The following is a 17,392-nucleotide window of genomic DNA, read 5'->3' as shown; positions in this document are numbered from 1 at the left end:
ATGACAGCATCGGCCTTAGTTGTCAGTTAGCCAGCCATTTGCCACAGCAATATCAATCTGCTCGCACGCGTATTGCCACAGCCGTGGCGCACTCTCCTGTAGATAGCGGTTACGCTCCAGCACTTTGCTTTTGCTTACCGTGTGTCGTGCCCAGCTGCCGCCATCGTTAGCCATGTTCTGCATCAACGGTAAGATCCGGTCCATCGCCTTGGCAAACTCGGCATCGGCACTCTCGGCCAGCTCAAATTCATGCCAAAGCTCAATCAACGGTTGGCCCTGCTCTGCTGGCAATAAACCAAAGATCCGCTTTGCTGCTAGTAACTCTTGCTGAGATTGCGCGTCCATATCAACATCATCCGCGAAGGCAAACGTATCGCCGGCATCCACTTCAACGATATCGTGGATCAGCAGCATCATGATCACTCGTTCGATTTGCACCTCGCCATTAGCGTAAGGCCGTAACACGTGGGCAACTAACGCAATATGCCAGCTATGCTCGGCGCTGTTTTCTGAGCGATCGTTATCCGCCAACACTGTGGTCTGACGGTATACCGCCTTTAATTTTTCAATCTCTTGCAAGAAAGCGATTTGCTGAGCAAATTGAGTCACTGTATTTTCCTAAAATTATTGATATTTCATCGCTGCAATAAAGGCTGGCAGGGTGGTATCCGTTGTAGGTAAGCGCTGCAAGCTGATCTATCAGCAACTGTTGTTTATCCGCAAACAACACCATCGACATAACCATCGACCCCTGCAGCAAAATGAAGCCATTCATTGGCTGTGTACCAACTAAGTATTGTTCTTTCCAATGCTGTTAAAACACCGGCTAGGCGAGTATTAATACAAGGGGAAAGCACTACCGCCGTTGAGCTTCTGCCGCATTAGAGCAGCCCAGCGAAGCGTTTTGGACTGCGACCTAAGACAAAGGGGGGATTCCAAAGAAGGCTAAGCTCCCCCCCTAATGCATACAAGAATGTGCCGTCGCCACCGCGACATAACCCCTTAAGAGTACTGCAATCGGTACAGCCGAAGGCTTGCTATAAACCTCAACACTTAACTGTGACATAGCCTATTCATCATACTGCCAGTCGTTAACTGTTGTGGCCACAGAACCAAGCATCGACTGCGGTACCAATAACAGCAGCTATTCCATAATGCTGGCTGATTCAGCCAAACTAACTTCACCATGTTGCAGCACCGGCGCAATTCCCAACGGCTGTGCCTGCTGCAATGATGCTGGCGCATGACCTGTCTGACTATCTCGCTGATTTCATCGAAATCATCATAACAGTGTTATCACCACCACTTATCGAGCCCCAAAAAAATTTAATGTGTTTTTTCAAACAACAACTAGCTGGCGAAGTGACACTTTTGCATATCTAATCATCGCGATAAGACACAACATCTGGCGTCAGCGCATAAACGAACACACTGTCCTAAAAAAACTAAACAAACGTTTAAACTAATTTCCCTTATTAAATGGAATAAAAGACTATTGACGATTCATTTTTAGACTCGTAGGGTGGAGTTACAGGAGCATCATTGCAACAGTCCACAGGGCAAGGACGAAGTAAGTCGCAGTGATAAATAGAGAATATTGATCAAGTCGGACTTCGAAGTCGATATGGAATCAATATTATCACTCGCATAGTTATGTGGAATCTGCCACTAAACATGCACGATCGTGTAAGGGCTGGTTGATAGTTTACAACCGCCGTTATCGCATTCTCGACCGGAACAAGGGGAACACGATGAGCTTCGACAATACCGCATTAAACATGGATGTAACCGCTTCAGCGGACACCCTTGATGCTTCCAGCATCGACGAACAAGTTAAACAAGACTTAGTCAAGAATATCGATGCCACTCAGATGTATCTAAGTGAGATCGGTTTCTCCCCTCTGCTTACTGCAGAAGAGGAAGTCTACTTCGCTCGTCGCGTTCACCAAGGCTGTGCCAAATCTCGCAATCGTATGATTGAGAGTAATTTACGCTTGGTGGTGAAGATTGCTCGCCGCTACAACAATCGCGGCCTGGCCCTACTTGACGTGATTGAAGAGGGCAACTTAGGTCTAATGCACGCAGTCGAGAAGTTCGATCCCGAGCGTGGCTTCCGTTTCTCAACCTATGCCACCTGGTGGATTCGACAAAATATCGAACGCGCCATCATGAATAGCACTCGCACCATTCGCTTACCTATTCACGTGGTTAAAGAGCTAAACCTCTATATTCGCACCGCCCGCCAGCTGTCGCAGGATATCGATCATGAGCCAACCATCGAAGAGATCGCTAATAAGGTTGGTAAGCCGGTTGAACAAGTAAGTAAAATTCTCAAACTAAAAGAGAAAACTACCTCATTAGATTCGCCAATAGCAGGCGATGCAGATAAGTCGATTGTCGATTTAGTTGCTGATGAAGCGGATGTTAGCGGCCGCGTTGAGCAAGAAGATATTCACAGCTCAGTGAAAGCAATCTTATTATCGTTAAACGATAAAGAGAAAGAGATCATCGCTCGACGCTTCGGGCTACTCGGTTATGAGCCAATGACCCTCGAGAAGGTGGGTAACGAGATTGGCCTAACTCGAGAACGAGTACGCCAAATTCAAACCGCTGCGTTAGCGAAGCTACGCAACAAGTTAAGCAGTGAAGGCTTATCTGCAGAGAGCTTATTCAGCATGTAGTGATTACGGTGTGGAATAGAGAAGGATCGGCATTGAGCCGATCCTTTTTTGGGCTGTGTCATAGTTAGCTGTTGAAGTTTATCGCGGTTAACTCAATGACTTATTCGGCTACGGCTACACCTACACGCTTGGTGGAAGCATGAGCGCTGTCGCGACCGCAAACCAACCCAGCGGCGTTGAATCGCTTTAGATACGAAAAAGGATCTGATAAGTTCAGACCCTTTTTAGCGATTGCGTTTTAATACAATCTAGCTATTCGATAACAGTTTAGAACTGCTTCGGGGCGAACCCAGTCATTACTTCGATGCCCATTTCACGACCAATCGCAGTCATTGGATGCACAACCACCAGACCGCGAACTTTTTTCTTCAGCGCGCCCATATCAGCCTGCTCCGCCTTGGTTAAAGCACGGTTAAATGGCAAGTTTTTAATCTCTTGACCCTTCTTACTCAACTGACGAGTGCTGGTCTTTTTAACGTTCTGAATACGCTTGGTCAGCGCAGCTACTTCTTCGTTGAACTGATCAATAATAAGTTGATCATTACGCTCGTGCGCCGCTTGCAGCTTACGCTTCACCACACTCAAACGGTTGTTCAATTGATGGATTTCTTGTTTCAAATTCATGGGGGACCTACAGCGACAATCACCGAACGGGTGACAAAGATTCATTAAGATTGGTATCAGCATAGTGTACCACTCATTACGGTACTGACTGAAATTCCATTAATTAATGTTTGAGCGGACACCATAAAACGACAAAGCGGCGCAAAATGCGCCGCTTGAACACTTAGCAAGTCACTACGCCCGTTATCACTGCTGCGACATCATCAACCCACGTATCTGTTTTACTGGGGCGCTGCCGTAGCTTAAGAACTGCTGATGAAAATCTTTAAGATCAAAGGCTTCACCTTTGTTCAGTTTTTGTTCTTCACGAAGATCGTAGATCTCACGGAAGCCAGAATAATAGGAAGTTAACTGAACTTGGCTGAGGGTTGCTCGGCGCCATTTCTGCGATGCCTCCGTTTGCTGTTGGAAGGCTTGGTTAACCAACAGATCCAGCGCCTCTGCTTCGTTCATATCCAACACATGGATGCTGTAATCCAAAATGGTGTTACAGATCACGCGGAGATTCCACTTCCAGTACATCAGCCACAGCTCAGGCTCAAAATCACCATATCCTTGCTCCAACATCACTCGTTCAGCATAAACAGCCCAGCCTTCAACCATAGCGCCGTTACCAAACAGGCTCTTCACCAACGATGACGATTCATTGTTGGAGTAGACCAACTGGGTGTAATGACCTGGGATCGCTTCATGAATATTGAGGATTTGCAAAACCCAGTGATTGTATTCACGCAAGTAGCTTTCGGCTTCTTCATCACCCATGTTGTCTAACGGTGTTACGTTGTAGTAAGTGTTACCGCCATTGTCATAAGGTCCAGGAGCCGAGATGCTGGCACCAGCAAAACCACGCATATACTCCGGTGTTTCACGAACAATTAGTGGCTTGGTTGGGTCGAGAGTCAACAGGTCTTTTTCGTTAACGAAGTTAACCAACTCAGGGATCTGTTGCCGCACCTCTTCAACAAAATTATCTCGCTGGACATGTTGCGCCGATAGGTGATCGATCAATTGTCGCACCGCCACCAACTTATTGTTTGGCATTGCGGTGGTGAAATACTTACTCCACAACTCAGTGGTGATCTTAACCATCTGCTGTTGTGCTCTGTCTTTGTCTGCCAGCGCTTTTGTGTATAGTTGATTAGCGCTCATACCCGCTTGAATATCAAAGCTAAACTTCTCTTCATACAGACTCTCACCGATACGAAACGAGCGCGCAGGCTTGGCGTCCATATTGGCAAGGGTTTGTTCAAGGAATGAGATGTAGCTCAGTATCGCTTGCCGAGTTTCAAAGTAGCGTTGCTCAAAATTGATTTTGTCGTCAACACTTAGGCTGGATTGCTTCGCTCTGGTTAACAGTTCCTGACTGAAAACCGCCAGAGACCCTTTGTTTTGCAAAATGGCTAATTCGGTGTGTTGCTTGGTGGGGTTATCGATATTGGTTCTGGCCACAGCATAGTATTCAGGTACATCAAGCATGCGTGCTAACACCGCTTGCAGTACTTGTTGCTCGGTGCCCCACTGCTCTGACAGAATGCGTCCAAACACCCCACCGACGTTATATTGGGATGGGTTCCATTGCCAGCTTTTGAAGCGACTCTGCTCCCACTCCATTGAGTTAACTATATTGAGCAACAAAGCCTTATCGGTTTGTTGACTGGCAGCGAGCACACCGTCGTCGACATTGGTTAATGCCAACCGCCACTTATCCACAAATGCTTGAGTACGCTGGCGCTGTTGCTGATTTGGCAGGGTTAGCTTAGCTGCAAATTCATATTTACCTTGGTAGATAGCCCATTCTGGGGAGAGCTGCCATAGCTCGTTAATCATCCGCTCAGACAGCTGCTCAAATTGCTCCGCCTGACACTGCTGATTACACTCAACAACCGCTGTTGTGGTTTCAGGCTGAGTCTGACAGCCCCCTAATAACGCGACCGATATCGCCAGCATTACACCGGTATGTTTCATTCCCAACTCCATGGAATAGACAAAAAGTGGCCATATTATAACCTGTTAGCATTATTTTGTTGAGGCTAATCCACTTCGCCGGGATATTTGCTTAACCGGCCGGCGCCACCACAGTAAAGCCATGAAGATCAGCAGATAGATTGCTGGCTCAACGTTGCCCGATTTGACCGACCACCAAAAATGGATAGGCCCTAAGATCGCCACCAGATAGACCAGCTTGTGCAGTAACTGCCAGCGGCGTCCCATTTTACGCTGTATCAACTGCGGCGAAGTAAGCGCCAAAGCGAGCATAATAATCGAAGCAATCATGCCAACGGTTATATAGGGGCGCTTAATTATTTCGCTGAGCAATAATGACCAGTCAAATAACAGATCAAATGCTAAGAAAGAAAAGATATGCAGCACCAGATAGGCAAAGCTCCATAGCCCTATTGCCCGCCTTGAACGCAGTAACCAGCCAACTTTAAAGCGCTTAGCAAGCGGCGAAATAAGTAAGGTAAGTACTAACGTATGCAGAACTCCCATCCCCAAAAAGTGAATGATGTACTGCACCGGATCGCCGCCAAGGTTATCGAGCTCGATTTGGATATAGAGCCATATTAAAGGCAGTGCACATCCAATATGGAGCGCCGACTTAGTCAGCCAAACTTTATGCTTAGTTAATACCACTGACGTAGATCCATTCCTTCATACAACGATGCAACTTGATCACCGTAACCATTAAAGGGTTCAGTCGGGATCCGTTTGGCGGACAACAAACCTCCGCTGCCTATCCGACGTTCAGACGCCTGTGACCATCGCGGGTGGCTGACATTAGGGTTTACATTGGCATAGAAGCCATACTCATTCGAGGCTAACTGATTCCAGGTTGTTGGCGGCATCTTATCGGTGATGCGGATCTTAACGATCGATTTAATGCTCTTAAAACCATACTTCCACGGTACGACCAAACGGATAGGCGCGCCATTTTGTGGTGGCAACGTTTTTCCATATAAGCCAAGGCTCAAGATGGTTAATGGGTGCATCGCCTCATCTAAGCGCAACCCTTCTACATAGGGGTAATTGATGCCGCCACCAACGAAACGCGACTTCTGTCCGGGCATCTGTTCAGGATCGTACAGTGTTTCAAAGGCCACATATTTAGCACTGGCTCCGGGTTCGGCCTTCTCGATGAGATTCGCCAGTGAAAAACCTAACCATGGAATAACCATCGACCACGCCTCAACGCAACGCATACGATAGATACGCTCCTCCAGTGGGAACTCTTTCAGAATATCTTCCACTGTCCACACGCGAGGGTTAGCAACGTCGCCTTCGATGGTCAAACTCCACGGATCGGTTATCAGACTTTGGGCGTTCTTGGCGGGATCGGTTTTATCGGTACCAAACTCATAAAAGTTGTTGTGGCTTACGATTTTATCTTCAGGAGTTAACTCATCGTTAATGCCATAACGAAGGGTCTTTTCGAAACTCAATGACCTACGTGGGGCCAACTGTTCCTCGGGCTGACCAAACCAATCAAGCAAACCCGCTTGCACACCTAAGGGAACACTGGCACCAATGGCAGACAACCCCAGTGCCTGAACAATCTTACGACGCTGTTGGAAAACCCGCTCCGGGGTTACTTGTTCTGCGGACAGCTGCCATTTGGGTTTGTTGGTCATCCTAAACTCCTAGATCGGTGAAAACTGCACTAACCTAACTAAATTAGCTTGTTATTAAACAAGAAAGGCGTTTTACCGATTTTATTGCAGTAGCCTAACTGTTCACTAAACATCAATCCGGCTATTGCTTTGATTATTTATGACTGCCACTCTGGAACCTGTAGGACAGATACCTCAACGCTCGGGACCGCCTGAAACGATGTACACAAGGTCTCCATTGCATATACGGTCAAACTTATTTAGCCGATCGGTGGTCTCACTAAACTGAAGCGTTTAGTACACCGGTTGCAACACGAACATCGAGGGGATAAATCACTGTGGCATTGCAGTTACGCCATGGCTTAGGCATAGGACTTAGCCTTATTTTATTGTTCAGCAGTTCAGTTACTGCTGCCTCTATTGAGCAACAGCGGGCATGGTATAACCAGGCCAGAGAGGCGCTTAAGCTTAAGAAAAATAATGCGTATTTTTCCTTGCGCCAAAAGCTCGATGATTACCCACTCACTCCTTATCTCGATTACCGTTTTCGGCAAAACCAAGTTGCTTCGCTGACTCCACAGCAAGCCATAGAGATCTTACAAGATCTGGCCAACACACCACTTTATAATCAATTTAAACACAGCTATTTAGCTAGCCACGGCAAACAAAAAAATTGGGCTAATTTTCTGCAAGTGAGTCCAGAGCGGCCGAATAACGAACGTTTGCAGTGTTATTACTATCGGGCTCGCCTCGCCACTGGTGACCACAAAACAGCCTTTGCAGGAGCAGACGTGCTGTGGTTATCAGGAAAGAGCCGTGACAAAGCCTGTGACCCGTTGTTTGACGCGTGGCAAAAACAGGGAAACCGCACCCAAGATAAGATTTGGCAACGGATGCTGCTCGCCTATGACGCTAAGCAATATTCACTGCTGCGCTATCTCAACAGTACCTTAACTGCCAGTAACCGCCAGCACGGTGACCTGCTACTACGACTGTACAAACACCCGCAAGAGTTGCGCTTCCGTGCAGGCTTAGCGTCATCGACCATGGGCCAACAAATTGTTGTCCGCGCGCTTGGTAAAATGGCTCGTAAAACGCCCAAGAAAGCATGGCAACAATGGCAAAAATGGCGCCCAGTGCTAAGTAAGAGCAATGTCCAGAGCAGCGCTCGTACTCTGTTGTATCGTAGCTTAATTGATGATTATTGGAGTGAGGAACATAACCTCATTTTGGCTGAGTTTGGTACCGATAAGCTCAAACAACAGCGTCTTCGTCAGACCATCTTTGTTAGTGATTGGAGTGACACCGCCTATTGGATAGGTCAACTATCGGCTCAGGCTCAACAGCAGAGCGAATGGCAGTTTTGGCAGGGCTATGTATTAATCCAATCGGGTCAGCGGCAACAAGCGACGCAAATTTGGACCTCGTTAGCTAAACGTCGTAACTACTATGGTTTTTTGGCAGCGCAGCAGCTTAATTTGCCCTACTCAATGCAAAGCAATTTGCCAGTGGTGAGCAAACAAGACCGTCAACAAGTGCTGCAACATCAGGGCTACGCCCGTATTCATGAACTCATGGCATTAGATAAACATTACGACGCTAAGCAAGAACTGCGTTGGTTGATTAGTCGGTTAAGCAGCTCAGAACAGGCGGCATTATTGGCCATCAGTCATGAAAAACAGTGGCACTTCCTAACTGTACAGGGAACCATCCAAACCAAGATGTGGGATGCGCTGGAGTGGCGCTTCCCTACTGCCTATGGCGATCACTTCTTACAGTTTGCCGAGATGCGCCAACTCGACATGGCACTGCTCCAAGCATTAGCACGTCGTGAGAGTGCGCTTTACCCCAATGCTCGCTCTGGCGCTAACGCCCACGGGTTGATGCAGTTACTGCCAACTACGGCCAAGGAAACCGCCCGTAAAATTGGAGCTCCTTATCGCCAAGTTGACGACCTCTATCAGCCCAAACGAAACATTCAATTAGGCTCAGCTTACTATCAGCAACTATATTCTCGATATGATAACAACAGGTTACTCGCAAGTGCTGCCTACAATGCTGGGCCTCATCGAGTGAAATCTTGGCTGAAACGGTCCAAAGGCAAATTATCAGCCGCCCAGTTTGTGGCAACAATTCCGTTCAAGGAGACTCGAGATTACGTTGAGGCGATCTTGAGCTACCAACTTATTTACGCCACCTTAGACGATCGCACCTTGCCGCTGATGACGGAGGGCGAACAAAGCTACCGCTATTGAGGCGATAGCTTCACCCATAGATATATCAGGGGATAAGATAAAATGGATCCAAGGGTTAGCCCCGTTCTGAAGCAGTTAGGTCAGGTATTGCTCGACAAGCCAGTAGAACTCAAACTGGCTATTACTTGCTTGCTCGCTGGGGGACATCTATTGCTAGAGGATCTGCCCGGCATGGGGAAAACCACCCTTTCGACCGCTTTGGCTAAGTCGTTAGGATTGAGCCACCAACGGCTGCAGTTCACTGCCGATATGCTGCCAGCGGATCTGCTCGGGGTAAACATCTTTGATCCCGCGCTTCAAAAGTTTGAGTTCCACTCTGGCCCTATCTTTAGTCAGGTGCTGTTGGCCGATGAGATCAACCGCGCCAGCCCCAAAACCCAAAGTGCATTGCTGGAAGCGATGGCTGAGCAGCAGGTAAGTGTTGATGGCACCACCTACCCACTGCCCCAACCTTTTTTCGTAATAGCCACCCAGAATCCACAGGAGCAGTCAGGGACCTTCCCTTTACCAGAATCACAGCTCGACCGCTTTATGATGCGCTTAAGCCTCGGTTACCCAGGGCTTGCTGCTGAAAAGAAGCTGCTTAAAGGCGAACACTTGGCTGATAACCTCAACCAACTTCTGGTGCAATTACAACCCAGTCACTTGGCTGAAATGCAACTCGAGGGGCGCCAGGTTGAGGCAACCGAAGCGGTACTCGACTATCTTCTGGCATTAATTAATCACTCACGTAATAGCGACAACGGTAGCGCACCACTGTCCCCTCGGGCCAGTCGAGCCCTATTAGCAGCAGCAAAAGCATGGGCGCTGATCTCCGGCCGCCACTATGTGGTACCTGATGACATTCAAGCGGTGTTTGCTGCGGTAACCGAACATCGCCTCAGGGCTGGGCTACGTGCCGACGGTACCCTCTATGCACAGCAGATCCTCTTGGCGGTAAATCCTATTCAATGAATATCGCTAATGCTATGTGGCACAAATGGCTGCATAAGCGCTTACCGCCAAGTCGGGCACAAACCCTCAGCCATCGGAGTATATTTATATTGCCTAGTGGCGCTGGTATCGCCTATTTGGTGATGTGCATGGTGTTGTTCATTCTAGGAACCAACTATCAGAACAACTTGATATTAGCTTTAGCGTTCATCTTACTCAGTTTGTTTCACACCAGCCTGCTCATGGCCTACCGCAACCTATCTGGCATAACCTTGCGCGCTGGCAAGAGCAACTCCTGTCACGCCGGTGAGCAAGCCTCCTTTACTGTCGAGCTGAGCGCTGAGCGTTATCGTCACCATATCGCCCTTGGTTTTGCTAACACAACCGCACAGTTAACCGACGTCGATAATGCTCACAATAGCTGCTGCGAACTGCCGTTCCCTAGCACTCAACGGGGTAAGCTCAACCCTGGCCGGATCTGGATAGAAACCCGCTATCCGTTAGGACTTTGTCGCGCTTGGTCAGTGCAAGATCTCAATCTTAGCGCCCTCATTTGGCCAACAGCGATTGCCGGCCCAACTGGTTTAAACAGCGCCAGCAACACTGACCAGAATCAACCGCAGCAAATACGTCCCGGCATCGAGGACTTTCAAGGGCTAGAACGGTGGCAGCAGGGGGACAGCCAAAGTAGGGTTGCGTGGAAACAGCTAGCCCAAACCGGCAGTTGGCAGATTAAACAGTTTGTCGAACCGATTGCGAGCCCAACAATTCTTACCCTAGATAGCTGCTGCTCGATTGAAGATGGGTTATCGCACCTAACGGCACAGCTACTGCAGCATGAAAACAATCGCCAACCCTATGCCCTGAAGTTACAGCAACAGTCGATAGAAGCCGATATTGGTCGAACTCACTTGCTCCAGTGTTTGGACGCCCTTGCGCTCTATCAGGAGGGCAAATGAGCGGCATTAGCCGTGCAACCCAAGGCTGGATGCTGCTTACTCAAGTCGCCATTATGGTGCCGTTAATGGATCAAGCGAGCCACTGGACACTAGCCATCGTCAGCCTGTGTTTACTGTGGCGGCTAGGCATATTCTTTGCCCGTTGGGCCAGCCCCCCTCGCTGGTTACTCAACCTGCTAGGCATTGGTACCGCCGCGGCGCTATTCTCACAGTTAAGTGGTAATGGCACCATGGCCACCTTAATCAACTTGCTGTTACTTGGTTACAGCCTAAAGAGCATCGAAACCAAAAGCGGCAAGGATCTGATGGTGGTATTGCTTACTGGATACTTCCTAATCGGCTTACATCTGATAGATCGCTTTGGCGCGATAATGTCAGTTCAGCTCATCCTGATGGTGGCGCTTAACAGTGCCTGTATGCTCAGCAACTATCGCAGCCAAGAGACTAAACACACCTTTATTCTCTCGCTCAAACTGATCGTCGCTAGCCTGCCGCTGGCCATCGCCCTATTTGTACTCATTCCACGGTTACCGCCAATGTGGCAAATTCAAACCAGTACCTTGGCTCGAACCGGCCTATCGGACTCGATGGCATTAGGTGATATCGCCCAACTTACTCGCTCCGATGAGCTGGTGATGCGCGCCAGCTTTACTGATGACCCTCCACCAGCAGAACAACTGTATTGGCGCGCATTGATTCTGGACAGTTACGATGGTCGCCGTTGGAGCGCCAGTGCCAATGTAGCAACTGAACCCGCTGAGCATTATCAACCGATGGCACCATTTCTCGACTATAGCCTTCAGGTTGAGGCCAACAATCAAACTTGGTTGGCAACCCTGCGTGGCAGTCGCAGCGACAGTTCTCGCCTACGTCCACAAGCAGCACAACAGCTTCATTGGCAAGTGCCATTGATCAGCCGTACTAAAATTGACCTACAGCAGGGCCATTATCCGGCGGCGATGTCGTTATCATTGGAGGCGGAGCAACAAAACTTATTACTACCGGCTCATGGCAACCCGTTGGCTCGGCAGTGGGCCCAACAACTGCGCGAACAATACCCACAGCCGCAACAGCGTATGGCGGCAATAATGAGCCACTTCCGCCAGAATCCATTTCGTTACACGCTATCACCACCGCCGCTCGGTGGTGAACAGATAGACGGTTTTCTGTTTAACACCAAAGCTGGCTTCTGTGGACATTACGCCTCAACAATGGTGTTTGTCGCCCGTGCTGCCGGAGTTCCTGCGCGCATCGTTACCGGTTATCAAGGTGGTGAAAGAGGCTTAAACAATGAGTTTGTATCGGTATATCAATACAACGCCCACGCTTGGGTTGAGTATTGGCTGCCATTGCAAGGCTGGCAACGCATCGATCCAACCGCAGCGGTCGCACCGGAACGAGTAGAACAGGGAGCGGAAGCAACCTTGTCACAACAACCGGAGTTCAGCCAACAAAGCGGCTTATTCACGTGGCGCAACAGTCGCGCTATCTGGCACCTACGCGGAGTGCTTGAGCAACTGGATTACCAGTGGAGTCGCCACGTCATCGGTTTCGACCATAAACGGCAAATTAGTTTTTGGCAGGAGTGGCTGGGAGGCTTTCAGTGGTGGAAATTGGCCGTTTTACTCGGGTTTATCTTGTTACTGGTTGGCATCAGTCAATCTGGGTTGTTATCTCGAACTAAACCAACTCCGACACCTATTAGGCTTTATAACAAAGCCCAACAACGCCTAAGTCGTTGGGGCATACAACGATTGGATAATGAAGCGCCGCTAGCTCATTTAGAACGGGTGCAGCAGCATTCACAAGCACTGTACGACGCTTATCTGCCGTTTTGTCGGCTGTTTATCGAGGTGCAATACCAGGCTACGCCAACGCCGGCCAAAATAAAGCGGCTCCGAGGCCGCTTTCAATTCTTTATTCGGCAGACCAATCAGGCTAAGCGTCGGGGGCCTGTGGCGGTGAAACCTGTAACCGCTCACGAATAAGATCGCGTTCCGTAGCTTCCGCTAGTACCCGCTTATAGATAATATAAAAGCGGTATATGTTGGAGACATACGTAATTGGTTCTTGGCCAACTTGCGCTGCAACTAAGTTCTCAACATTCTGAAACCATACGTCGCTGTCAAAGCCGCGCTTGCTCGCTTGGCGCCTTAACCGGTTAATGCGATTGGGACCGGCATTGTAGGCCGCCATAGCAAACACCGTGCGATTAAAGTCCGATAGCTGCGGTTCATTGAAATAACGATCTCGTAGCACACTAAGGTATTTGGTGCCGGCGTGGATGTTGTTCTCAAGATCGTAGATATTATCGATGTTGACTCGCTTATCTTTGGCGGTGGACGGCATCACCTGCATCACACCGATGGCACCGGCATGGCTCCGCGCCTTAGGGTTAAAGCGCGACTCTTGATAAGCGAATGACATCAACAACACCCAATCAAGCTGATATTTTTCACCATATTTTTTGAATAGCGGGATCATCTCGTCAGCTCTATCAAAGGCTTCGTCGGACAGCGCCGACTTAACCCAACTACCCCTCTTTAGATAGCGATTCACCAGCATGTTGAACTCTTTGCTACCGATAGATACCGTTTCAGCAAAACCATCAATCAGCTCGTTTAATTGCGGGCTGTTCTTTCTCAGACCAAAGGCGATACGTCCGTGTTCACGCAGCGCCACTTGTTGATGTACCTTCATCTCAGCCAAAGCCAGTTGCCAAGGCCAGGTTTTATGTTCATCGACAACACTGGCTGGGTAGTGCCCTTGTGCGACCATTTGCATCAGGTCTTCATCCTCCAAGCGAGGATCAGCAAGTTGAATATTAACCGGTTTCATACCACGCTCTTGCAACTCATCGTTCAAGCGTAACAAGCTCTGGTAATAGCTCGACTCTTTACGAACCACCACTGTGGCGCCAGACAAATCCGTTATGCCTTGCAGCGCTGGATAATCCACACCAGTAACCAATACCTCCCGAGCCGAACTTGTCAACGGCGTGGAAAAATCGATCTGCTCTTGACGTGCAGCAGTAATGGTCATGTTGGCAAACACCAAGTCACCGTGACCATTATTAAGGTGCATCAACAGCTGATCACGCCGAACAGGAATAACCGTAACCTTCACTCCTTTAGCCTTGTCACCTAAGGTTTTATGAACATAGCGCTCGAACAGTTGGGTTAATTGATAGGTGATGCCACTGGGTTGTCCCTGCTCGATGTAGTACCAGCCAAGCGTAAAGGTAGTCAGGATGCGGATCTCACCGCGCGCAAGCATCTCATCGAGATCACCACCTGAGGGTTGTGCCAATATCGGCCAAACGTCATCTAACGGAGCAACACTTACTGGGGCCACCTTAGTGGGTGCCGGCGCATTGATTGATTCTTGCTGCTGCTCTGGCGGCGCCTGTTGGCCACACGCAACAACAGCCAGCAACATCGTCAGCACGCTACAACGGCACCACCGCTGCCAACCGGTTACTCGTGTCTGTTCGCCCATGACACATCTACCCAAACATCAGTTTAATCGTATTGTTAGTTTAGTCGGTTTGAGCCGTTTTTAAATAGACCTAAAGTACTGACATATTTAACTAACTTTGCTGACCTCAAGTTAATTGGGAGCAACAACGATAGCAGTAACTATCTGCAACATTGATACCCTCCTAGCTCATTAGCCATTATTGAGACCAAATCCGATTTGATAACTAACAGTGAGACAAAATCTGCCCAGCCACGGTGCTCTACTCGCGACAATACGTGACAAACAATGGATTGCCCTTCATCCTAGCCAGTATTCACCTGCGTCACCTATAGATTGAGACCGACCAACCATGAGCAACAATCAGCCCACCCTTCTTTGGCACGATTACGAAACTTGGGGGGCTAAACCGTCCCAAGACAAACCAGCTCAGTTTGCAGCTATCCGCACCGATTTGGAGTTGAACCCAATTGGCGACCCGATTGAAGTGTTTTGCCAACTGCCGGTTGATTACTTGCCCAGCCCCGAAGCGATGTTTGTTACCGGTATTACCCCGCAAAAAGCCAATCGTGTCGGCGTAGTTGAAGCTGAATTTATCAACAAGGTGCACCAACAGATGGCTCGGCCAGGTACCTGTACCGTGGGCTATAACTCCATCCGCTTCGACGACGAAGTAACCCGCTATACTCTCTACCGTAACTTCTTTGATCCCTACGCCCGCGAATGGCAAAACGGTAACAGTCGCTGGGACATCATTGATCTGGTGCGCGCCTGCTACGCGTTGCGACCTGAAGGTATTGAATGGCCAGAGCGGGAACCCGGCGTGCCTAGCTTCAAGCTCGAACACCTTACCGTTGCTAATGGCTTAGCTCATGAAAACGCCCACGACGCGGTGTCCGATGTAAAAGCGACCATTGCGATGGCAAAGCTAATCAAAGACAAGCAACCAAAGCTATATGATTGGTATTTTTCGCTGCGCAAAAAACAAGCTGTGTCGGCTCAGATCGACATCCTTACGTTAAAGCCGCTGCTCCACATTAGCTCACGTTTCCCAGCCCGCAATGGTTGTGCATCGCTGGTTTTACCAATGGCATGGCATCCAACCAATAAAAATGCAGTTGCTTGTATTGATATGCGTCTCGATCCAACCCCACTAATCGAATGGGACGTAGAGACGTTAAAGCAGAAGCTCTATCAGAAGGCCAGTGAGCGCGCTGAAGGCGAGCCGCGAGTGCCGGTTAAATTAGTGCACCTCAACAAGAGTCCGTTTATTGCTCCCGCTAGTGTCTTAGAAGATGCCAGTGCTGAACGTCTCGACATCGATAAACAACAATGCCGTGAGCATTTTCGTTTATTGCGCCAAAACCATCAGCTGATCCGTGAAAAGCTACACCAATTATTCGACGATGAAGCTCGTGAAGCAACCAACCAACCGGTTGATCAGCAATTGTATGGTGGTTTCTTTAACGATGCAGACCGAGCTCAAATGGAGCTTATCCGCACTACCTCAGCGGAGAATCTAGCAGCGCTTACTCCGCAATTTGATGACCCTCGATTAGAGCCGTTATTATTCCTGTACCGCGCCCGTAACTACCCACACACCCTTTCTGAGACAGAGCTAAGTCGCTGGCAACAACATTGTGCCGCTACATTAGATAACCCAGAGTACGTTTATCAGCTCGAACAACTATTTCGCACCCATAACGAAGATGAGTATAAAATGCGCCTACTTACAGCCCTAGGACACTATCTTCAGAGCTTGTAAGCCGATTAGTCGTGAGCAATCGCACAATAATGTAGTTCGCAACTACCTACACTGTGCCTAGGTTTCTTTTTGGAAATTCCAGATGAGTATAAATTATCAAACGATCTTAGCGGCAATGCCTAAGACGCTTGCCAAGTCACTAGCAGCACGACTCGAGCAACCGTTTTATGGGCAATTTACCGCAGCTGAACGTGAGACATTAGAGCAGCAAAGTGGTTTGGTCGACCACGATCTATTGCTCGCTTTACTGCCGCTGGCAGCCGAGTTCGCTTATACCCCAGTATCCGGCTTTAACGTTGGAGCTATTGCGGTCGGAGAGTCCGGTTCGCTCTATTTCGGTGCCAATATGGAGCTGCCTCAACAAACGTTGTTCCATAGCGTACATGGCGAGCAATCTGCCATTAGCCATGCCTGGTTAGCGGGTGAAAAAAGCATCAGCGATATCGTTGTTAACGCCTCACCTTGTGGTCACTGTCGGCAGTTTATGAATGAGCTAACCACACCCAAAGAGCTCCAGATAACCTTACCCAACGAAGGCAGCAAATCGCTATCGCACTACCTTCCTTATGCCTTTGGGCCGAAAAATCTTGGCATAAGTTACGGTTTGATGAGTGCTCCGGCGCTGCCACTCACCATCGAGTCTGCCGATGAGCTAGTTCAGTTGGCATTAGGCCATGCGCAAGCCAGCTATGCGCCCTATTCCAAAAGCCCGGCTGCAGTGGTGTTAGAAACCGAAGACGGTCAGCATTTTTGTGGCCGCTATGCCGAAAACGCGGCGTTCAACCCAAGTCTACCGCCAATGCAGATGGCACTAAACGCGATGATGTTAAAGCAGGTGCCATTCACTTCGATTCAACGCGCTTTGTTGATTGAAGCAGAAGCCGCCGAAATCAGCCAAGTTCGCGCCAGCAAGTCGGCGCTAACCTCCATCAGTAATGTTGAGCTCGAGGTTGTGTTTGGCCACCAAGAATAGAAAATTAAGACATCGGCGTCATAGTTGGTTCCTGTTAAATCGACCGAAACCAACCGCCTAACAGAAAACGCCACCGCAATTACGGTGGCGTTTTTGTATGTCGATAACAGATATCGA

At 48.9% G+C, this 17,392-nt stretch carries 13 protein-coding genes and 1 pseudogene; 7 read left to right on the top strand and 7 right to left on the bottom strand.

From position 1 onward, the window contains the following. Positions 1–15: 15 nt before the first annotated feature. Positions 16–609 (bottom strand): HD domain-containing protein, encoded by a 594-nt coding sequence (locus tag HER31_RS03690; protein ID WP_168659327.1) that lies wholly within the window; start codon positions 607–609, stop codon positions 16–18. Between the two features lie 535 nt (positions 610–1,144). Continuing rightward, a pseudogene (locus tag HER31_RS18960) lies at positions 1,145–1,240 on the bottom strand (thioredoxin domain-containing protein); the annotation flags it as partial. 511 nt (positions 1,241–1,751) lie between these two features. Here HER31_RS18960 and rpoS point away from each other — a divergent pair. Next, a complete protein-coding gene (gene rpoS, locus HER31_RS03680) occupies positions 1,752–2,681 on the top strand; it encodes an RNA polymerase sigma factor RpoS (protein WP_168659326.1) in 930 nt (309 codons plus the stop codon). Positions 2,682–2,948: 267 nt separating this feature from the next. Here rpoS and HER31_RS03675 read toward each other — a convergent pair whose 3' ends face one another. From HER31_RS03675 to msrP, 4 genes are all read right to left on the bottom strand, one after another. Then, positions 2,949–3,305 carry a YibL family ribosome-associated protein gene (locus tag HER31_RS03675; protein WP_168659325.1) on the bottom strand — a complete coding sequence of 119 codons (357 nt, stop codon included), beginning with the start codon at positions 3,303–3,305 and terminating at the stop codon, positions 2,949–2,951. Between the two features lie 186 nt (positions 3,306–3,491). Next, positions 3,492–5,270 carry a DUF885 domain-containing protein gene (locus HER31_RS03670; protein ID WP_168659324.1) on the bottom strand — a complete coding sequence of 593 codons (1,779 nt, stop codon included), beginning with the start codon at positions 5,268–5,270 and terminating at the stop codon, positions 3,492–3,494. Positions 5,271–5,321: 51 nt separating this feature from the next. After that, positions 5,322–5,939: a protein-methionine-sulfoxide reductase heme-binding subunit MsrQ gene (gene msrQ / locus HER31_RS03665; RefSeq protein ID WP_168659323.1), complete on the bottom strand. Its 618-nt coding sequence runs from the start codon at positions 5,937–5,939 to the stop codon at positions 5,322–5,324. Beyond that, positions 5,930–6,934 (bottom strand): protein-methionine-sulfoxide reductase catalytic subunit MsrP, encoded by a 1,005-nt coding sequence (msrP, locus tag HER31_RS03660; protein WP_168659322.1) that lies wholly within the window; start codon positions 6,932–6,934, stop codon positions 5,930–5,932. The genes msrQ and msrP overlap by 10 nt, the downstream gene beginning before the upstream one ends. 317 nt (positions 6,935–7,251) lie before the next feature. On the opposite strand from msrP, the gene HER31_RS03655 reads away from it, so the two are divergent. The 4 genes from HER31_RS03655 to HER31_RS03640 are packed head-to-tail and all read left to right on the top strand — an operon-like array spanning position 7,252 to position 13,048. Then, positions 7,252–9,168, top strand: a complete 1,917-nt coding sequence (locus HER31_RS03655; protein ID WP_168659321.1) for a transglycosylase SLT domain-containing protein — start codon at positions 7,252–7,254, stop codon at positions 9,166–9,168. Between the two features lie 42 nt (positions 9,169–9,210). Beyond that, positions 9,211–10,122 (top strand): AAA family ATPase, encoded by a 912-nt coding sequence (locus HER31_RS03650; protein WP_168659320.1) that lies wholly within the window; start codon positions 9,211–9,213, stop codon positions 10,120–10,122. Next, on the top strand, positions 10,119–11,060 hold the full coding sequence (locus HER31_RS03645) for a DUF58 domain-containing protein (protein WP_168659319.1): 942 nt from the start codon (positions 10,119–10,121) through the stop codon (positions 11,058–11,060). The genes HER31_RS03650 and HER31_RS03645 overlap by 4 nt, the downstream gene beginning before the upstream one ends. Beyond that, positions 11,057–13,048, top strand: a complete 1,992-nt coding sequence (locus HER31_RS03640) for a transglutaminase TgpA family protein (protein ID WP_168659318.1) — start codon at positions 11,057–11,059, stop codon at positions 13,046–13,048. The genes HER31_RS03645 and HER31_RS03640 overlap by 4 nt, the downstream gene beginning before the upstream one ends. Here HER31_RS03640 and HER31_RS03635 read toward each other — a convergent pair. Continuing rightward, on the bottom strand, positions 12,999–14,558 hold the full coding sequence (locus tag HER31_RS03635) for an MltF family protein (protein WP_168659317.1): 1,560 nt from the start codon (positions 14,556–14,558) through the stop codon (positions 12,999–13,001). The genes HER31_RS03640 and HER31_RS03635 overlap by 50 nt on opposite strands. A gap of 331 nt (positions 14,559–14,889) precedes the next feature. Here HER31_RS03635 and sbcB point away from each other — a divergent pair, with 331 nt between their 5' ends. Beyond that, positions 14,890–16,302 (top strand): exodeoxyribonuclease I, encoded by a 1,413-nt coding sequence (gene sbcB / locus HER31_RS03630; RefSeq protein ID WP_168659316.1) that lies wholly within the window; start codon positions 14,890–14,892, stop codon positions 16,300–16,302. 82 nt (positions 16,303–16,384) lie between these two features. Then, positions 16,385–17,275 carry a cytidine deaminase gene (cdd, locus tag HER31_RS03625; protein WP_168659315.1) on the top strand — a complete coding sequence of 297 codons (891 nt, stop codon included), beginning with the start codon at positions 16,385–16,387 and terminating at the stop codon, positions 17,273–17,275. Positions 17,276–17,392 lie beyond the last annotated feature (117 nt).

Origin of the sequence: Ferrimonas lipolytica (assembly GCF_012295575.1) — a bacterium.
In the GTDB taxonomy this organism is placed as follows: domain Bacteria; phylum Pseudomonadota; class Gammaproteobacteria; order Enterobacterales; family Shewanellaceae; genus Ferrimonas; species Ferrimonas lipolytica.
Note: the sequence above shows the minus strand (reverse complement) of the source record. Positions and strands in the feature narration are given on the sequence as shown.

Excerpts from the sequence above, each read along its gene's own strand:
- sbcB (WP_168659316.1), top strand. The coding sequence starts at position 14,890 with ATGAGCAACAATCAGCCCACCCTTCTTTGGCACGATTACGAAACTTGG.
- HER31_RS03645 (WP_168659319.1), top strand. The coding sequence starts at position 10,119 with ATGAATATCGCTAATGCTATGTGGCACAAATGGCTGCATAAGCGCTTA.
- cdd (WP_168659315.1), top strand. The coding sequence starts at position 16,385 with ATGAGTATAAATTATCAAACGATCTTAGCGGCAATGCCTAAGACGCTT.
- HER31_RS03635 (WP_168659317.1), bottom strand. The coding sequence starts at position 14,558 with ATGGGCGAACAGACACGAGTAACCGGTTGGCAGCGGTGGTGCCGTTGT.
- HER31_RS03650 (WP_168659320.1), top strand. The coding sequence starts at position 9,211 with ATGGATCCAAGGGTTAGCCCCGTTCTGAAGCAGTTAGGTCAGGTATTG.
- HER31_RS03640 (WP_168659318.1), top strand. The coding sequence starts at position 11,057 with ATGAGCGGCATTAGCCGTGCAACCCAAGGCTGGATGCTGCTTACTCAA.
- rpoS (WP_168659326.1), top strand. The coding sequence starts at position 1,752 with ATGAGCTTCGACAATACCGCATTAAACATGGATGTAACCGCTTCAGCG.
- HER31_RS03670 (WP_168659324.1), bottom strand. The coding sequence starts at position 5,270 with ATGAAACATACCGGTGTAATGCTGGCGATATCGGTCGCGTTATTAGGG.
- HER31_RS03675 (WP_168659325.1), bottom strand. The coding sequence starts at position 3,305 with ATGAATTTGAAACAAGAAATCCATCAATTGAACAACCGTTTGAGTGTG.
- msrP (WP_168659322.1), bottom strand. The coding sequence starts at position 6,934 with ATGACCAACAAACCCAAATGGCAGCTGTCCGCAGAACAAGTAACCCCG.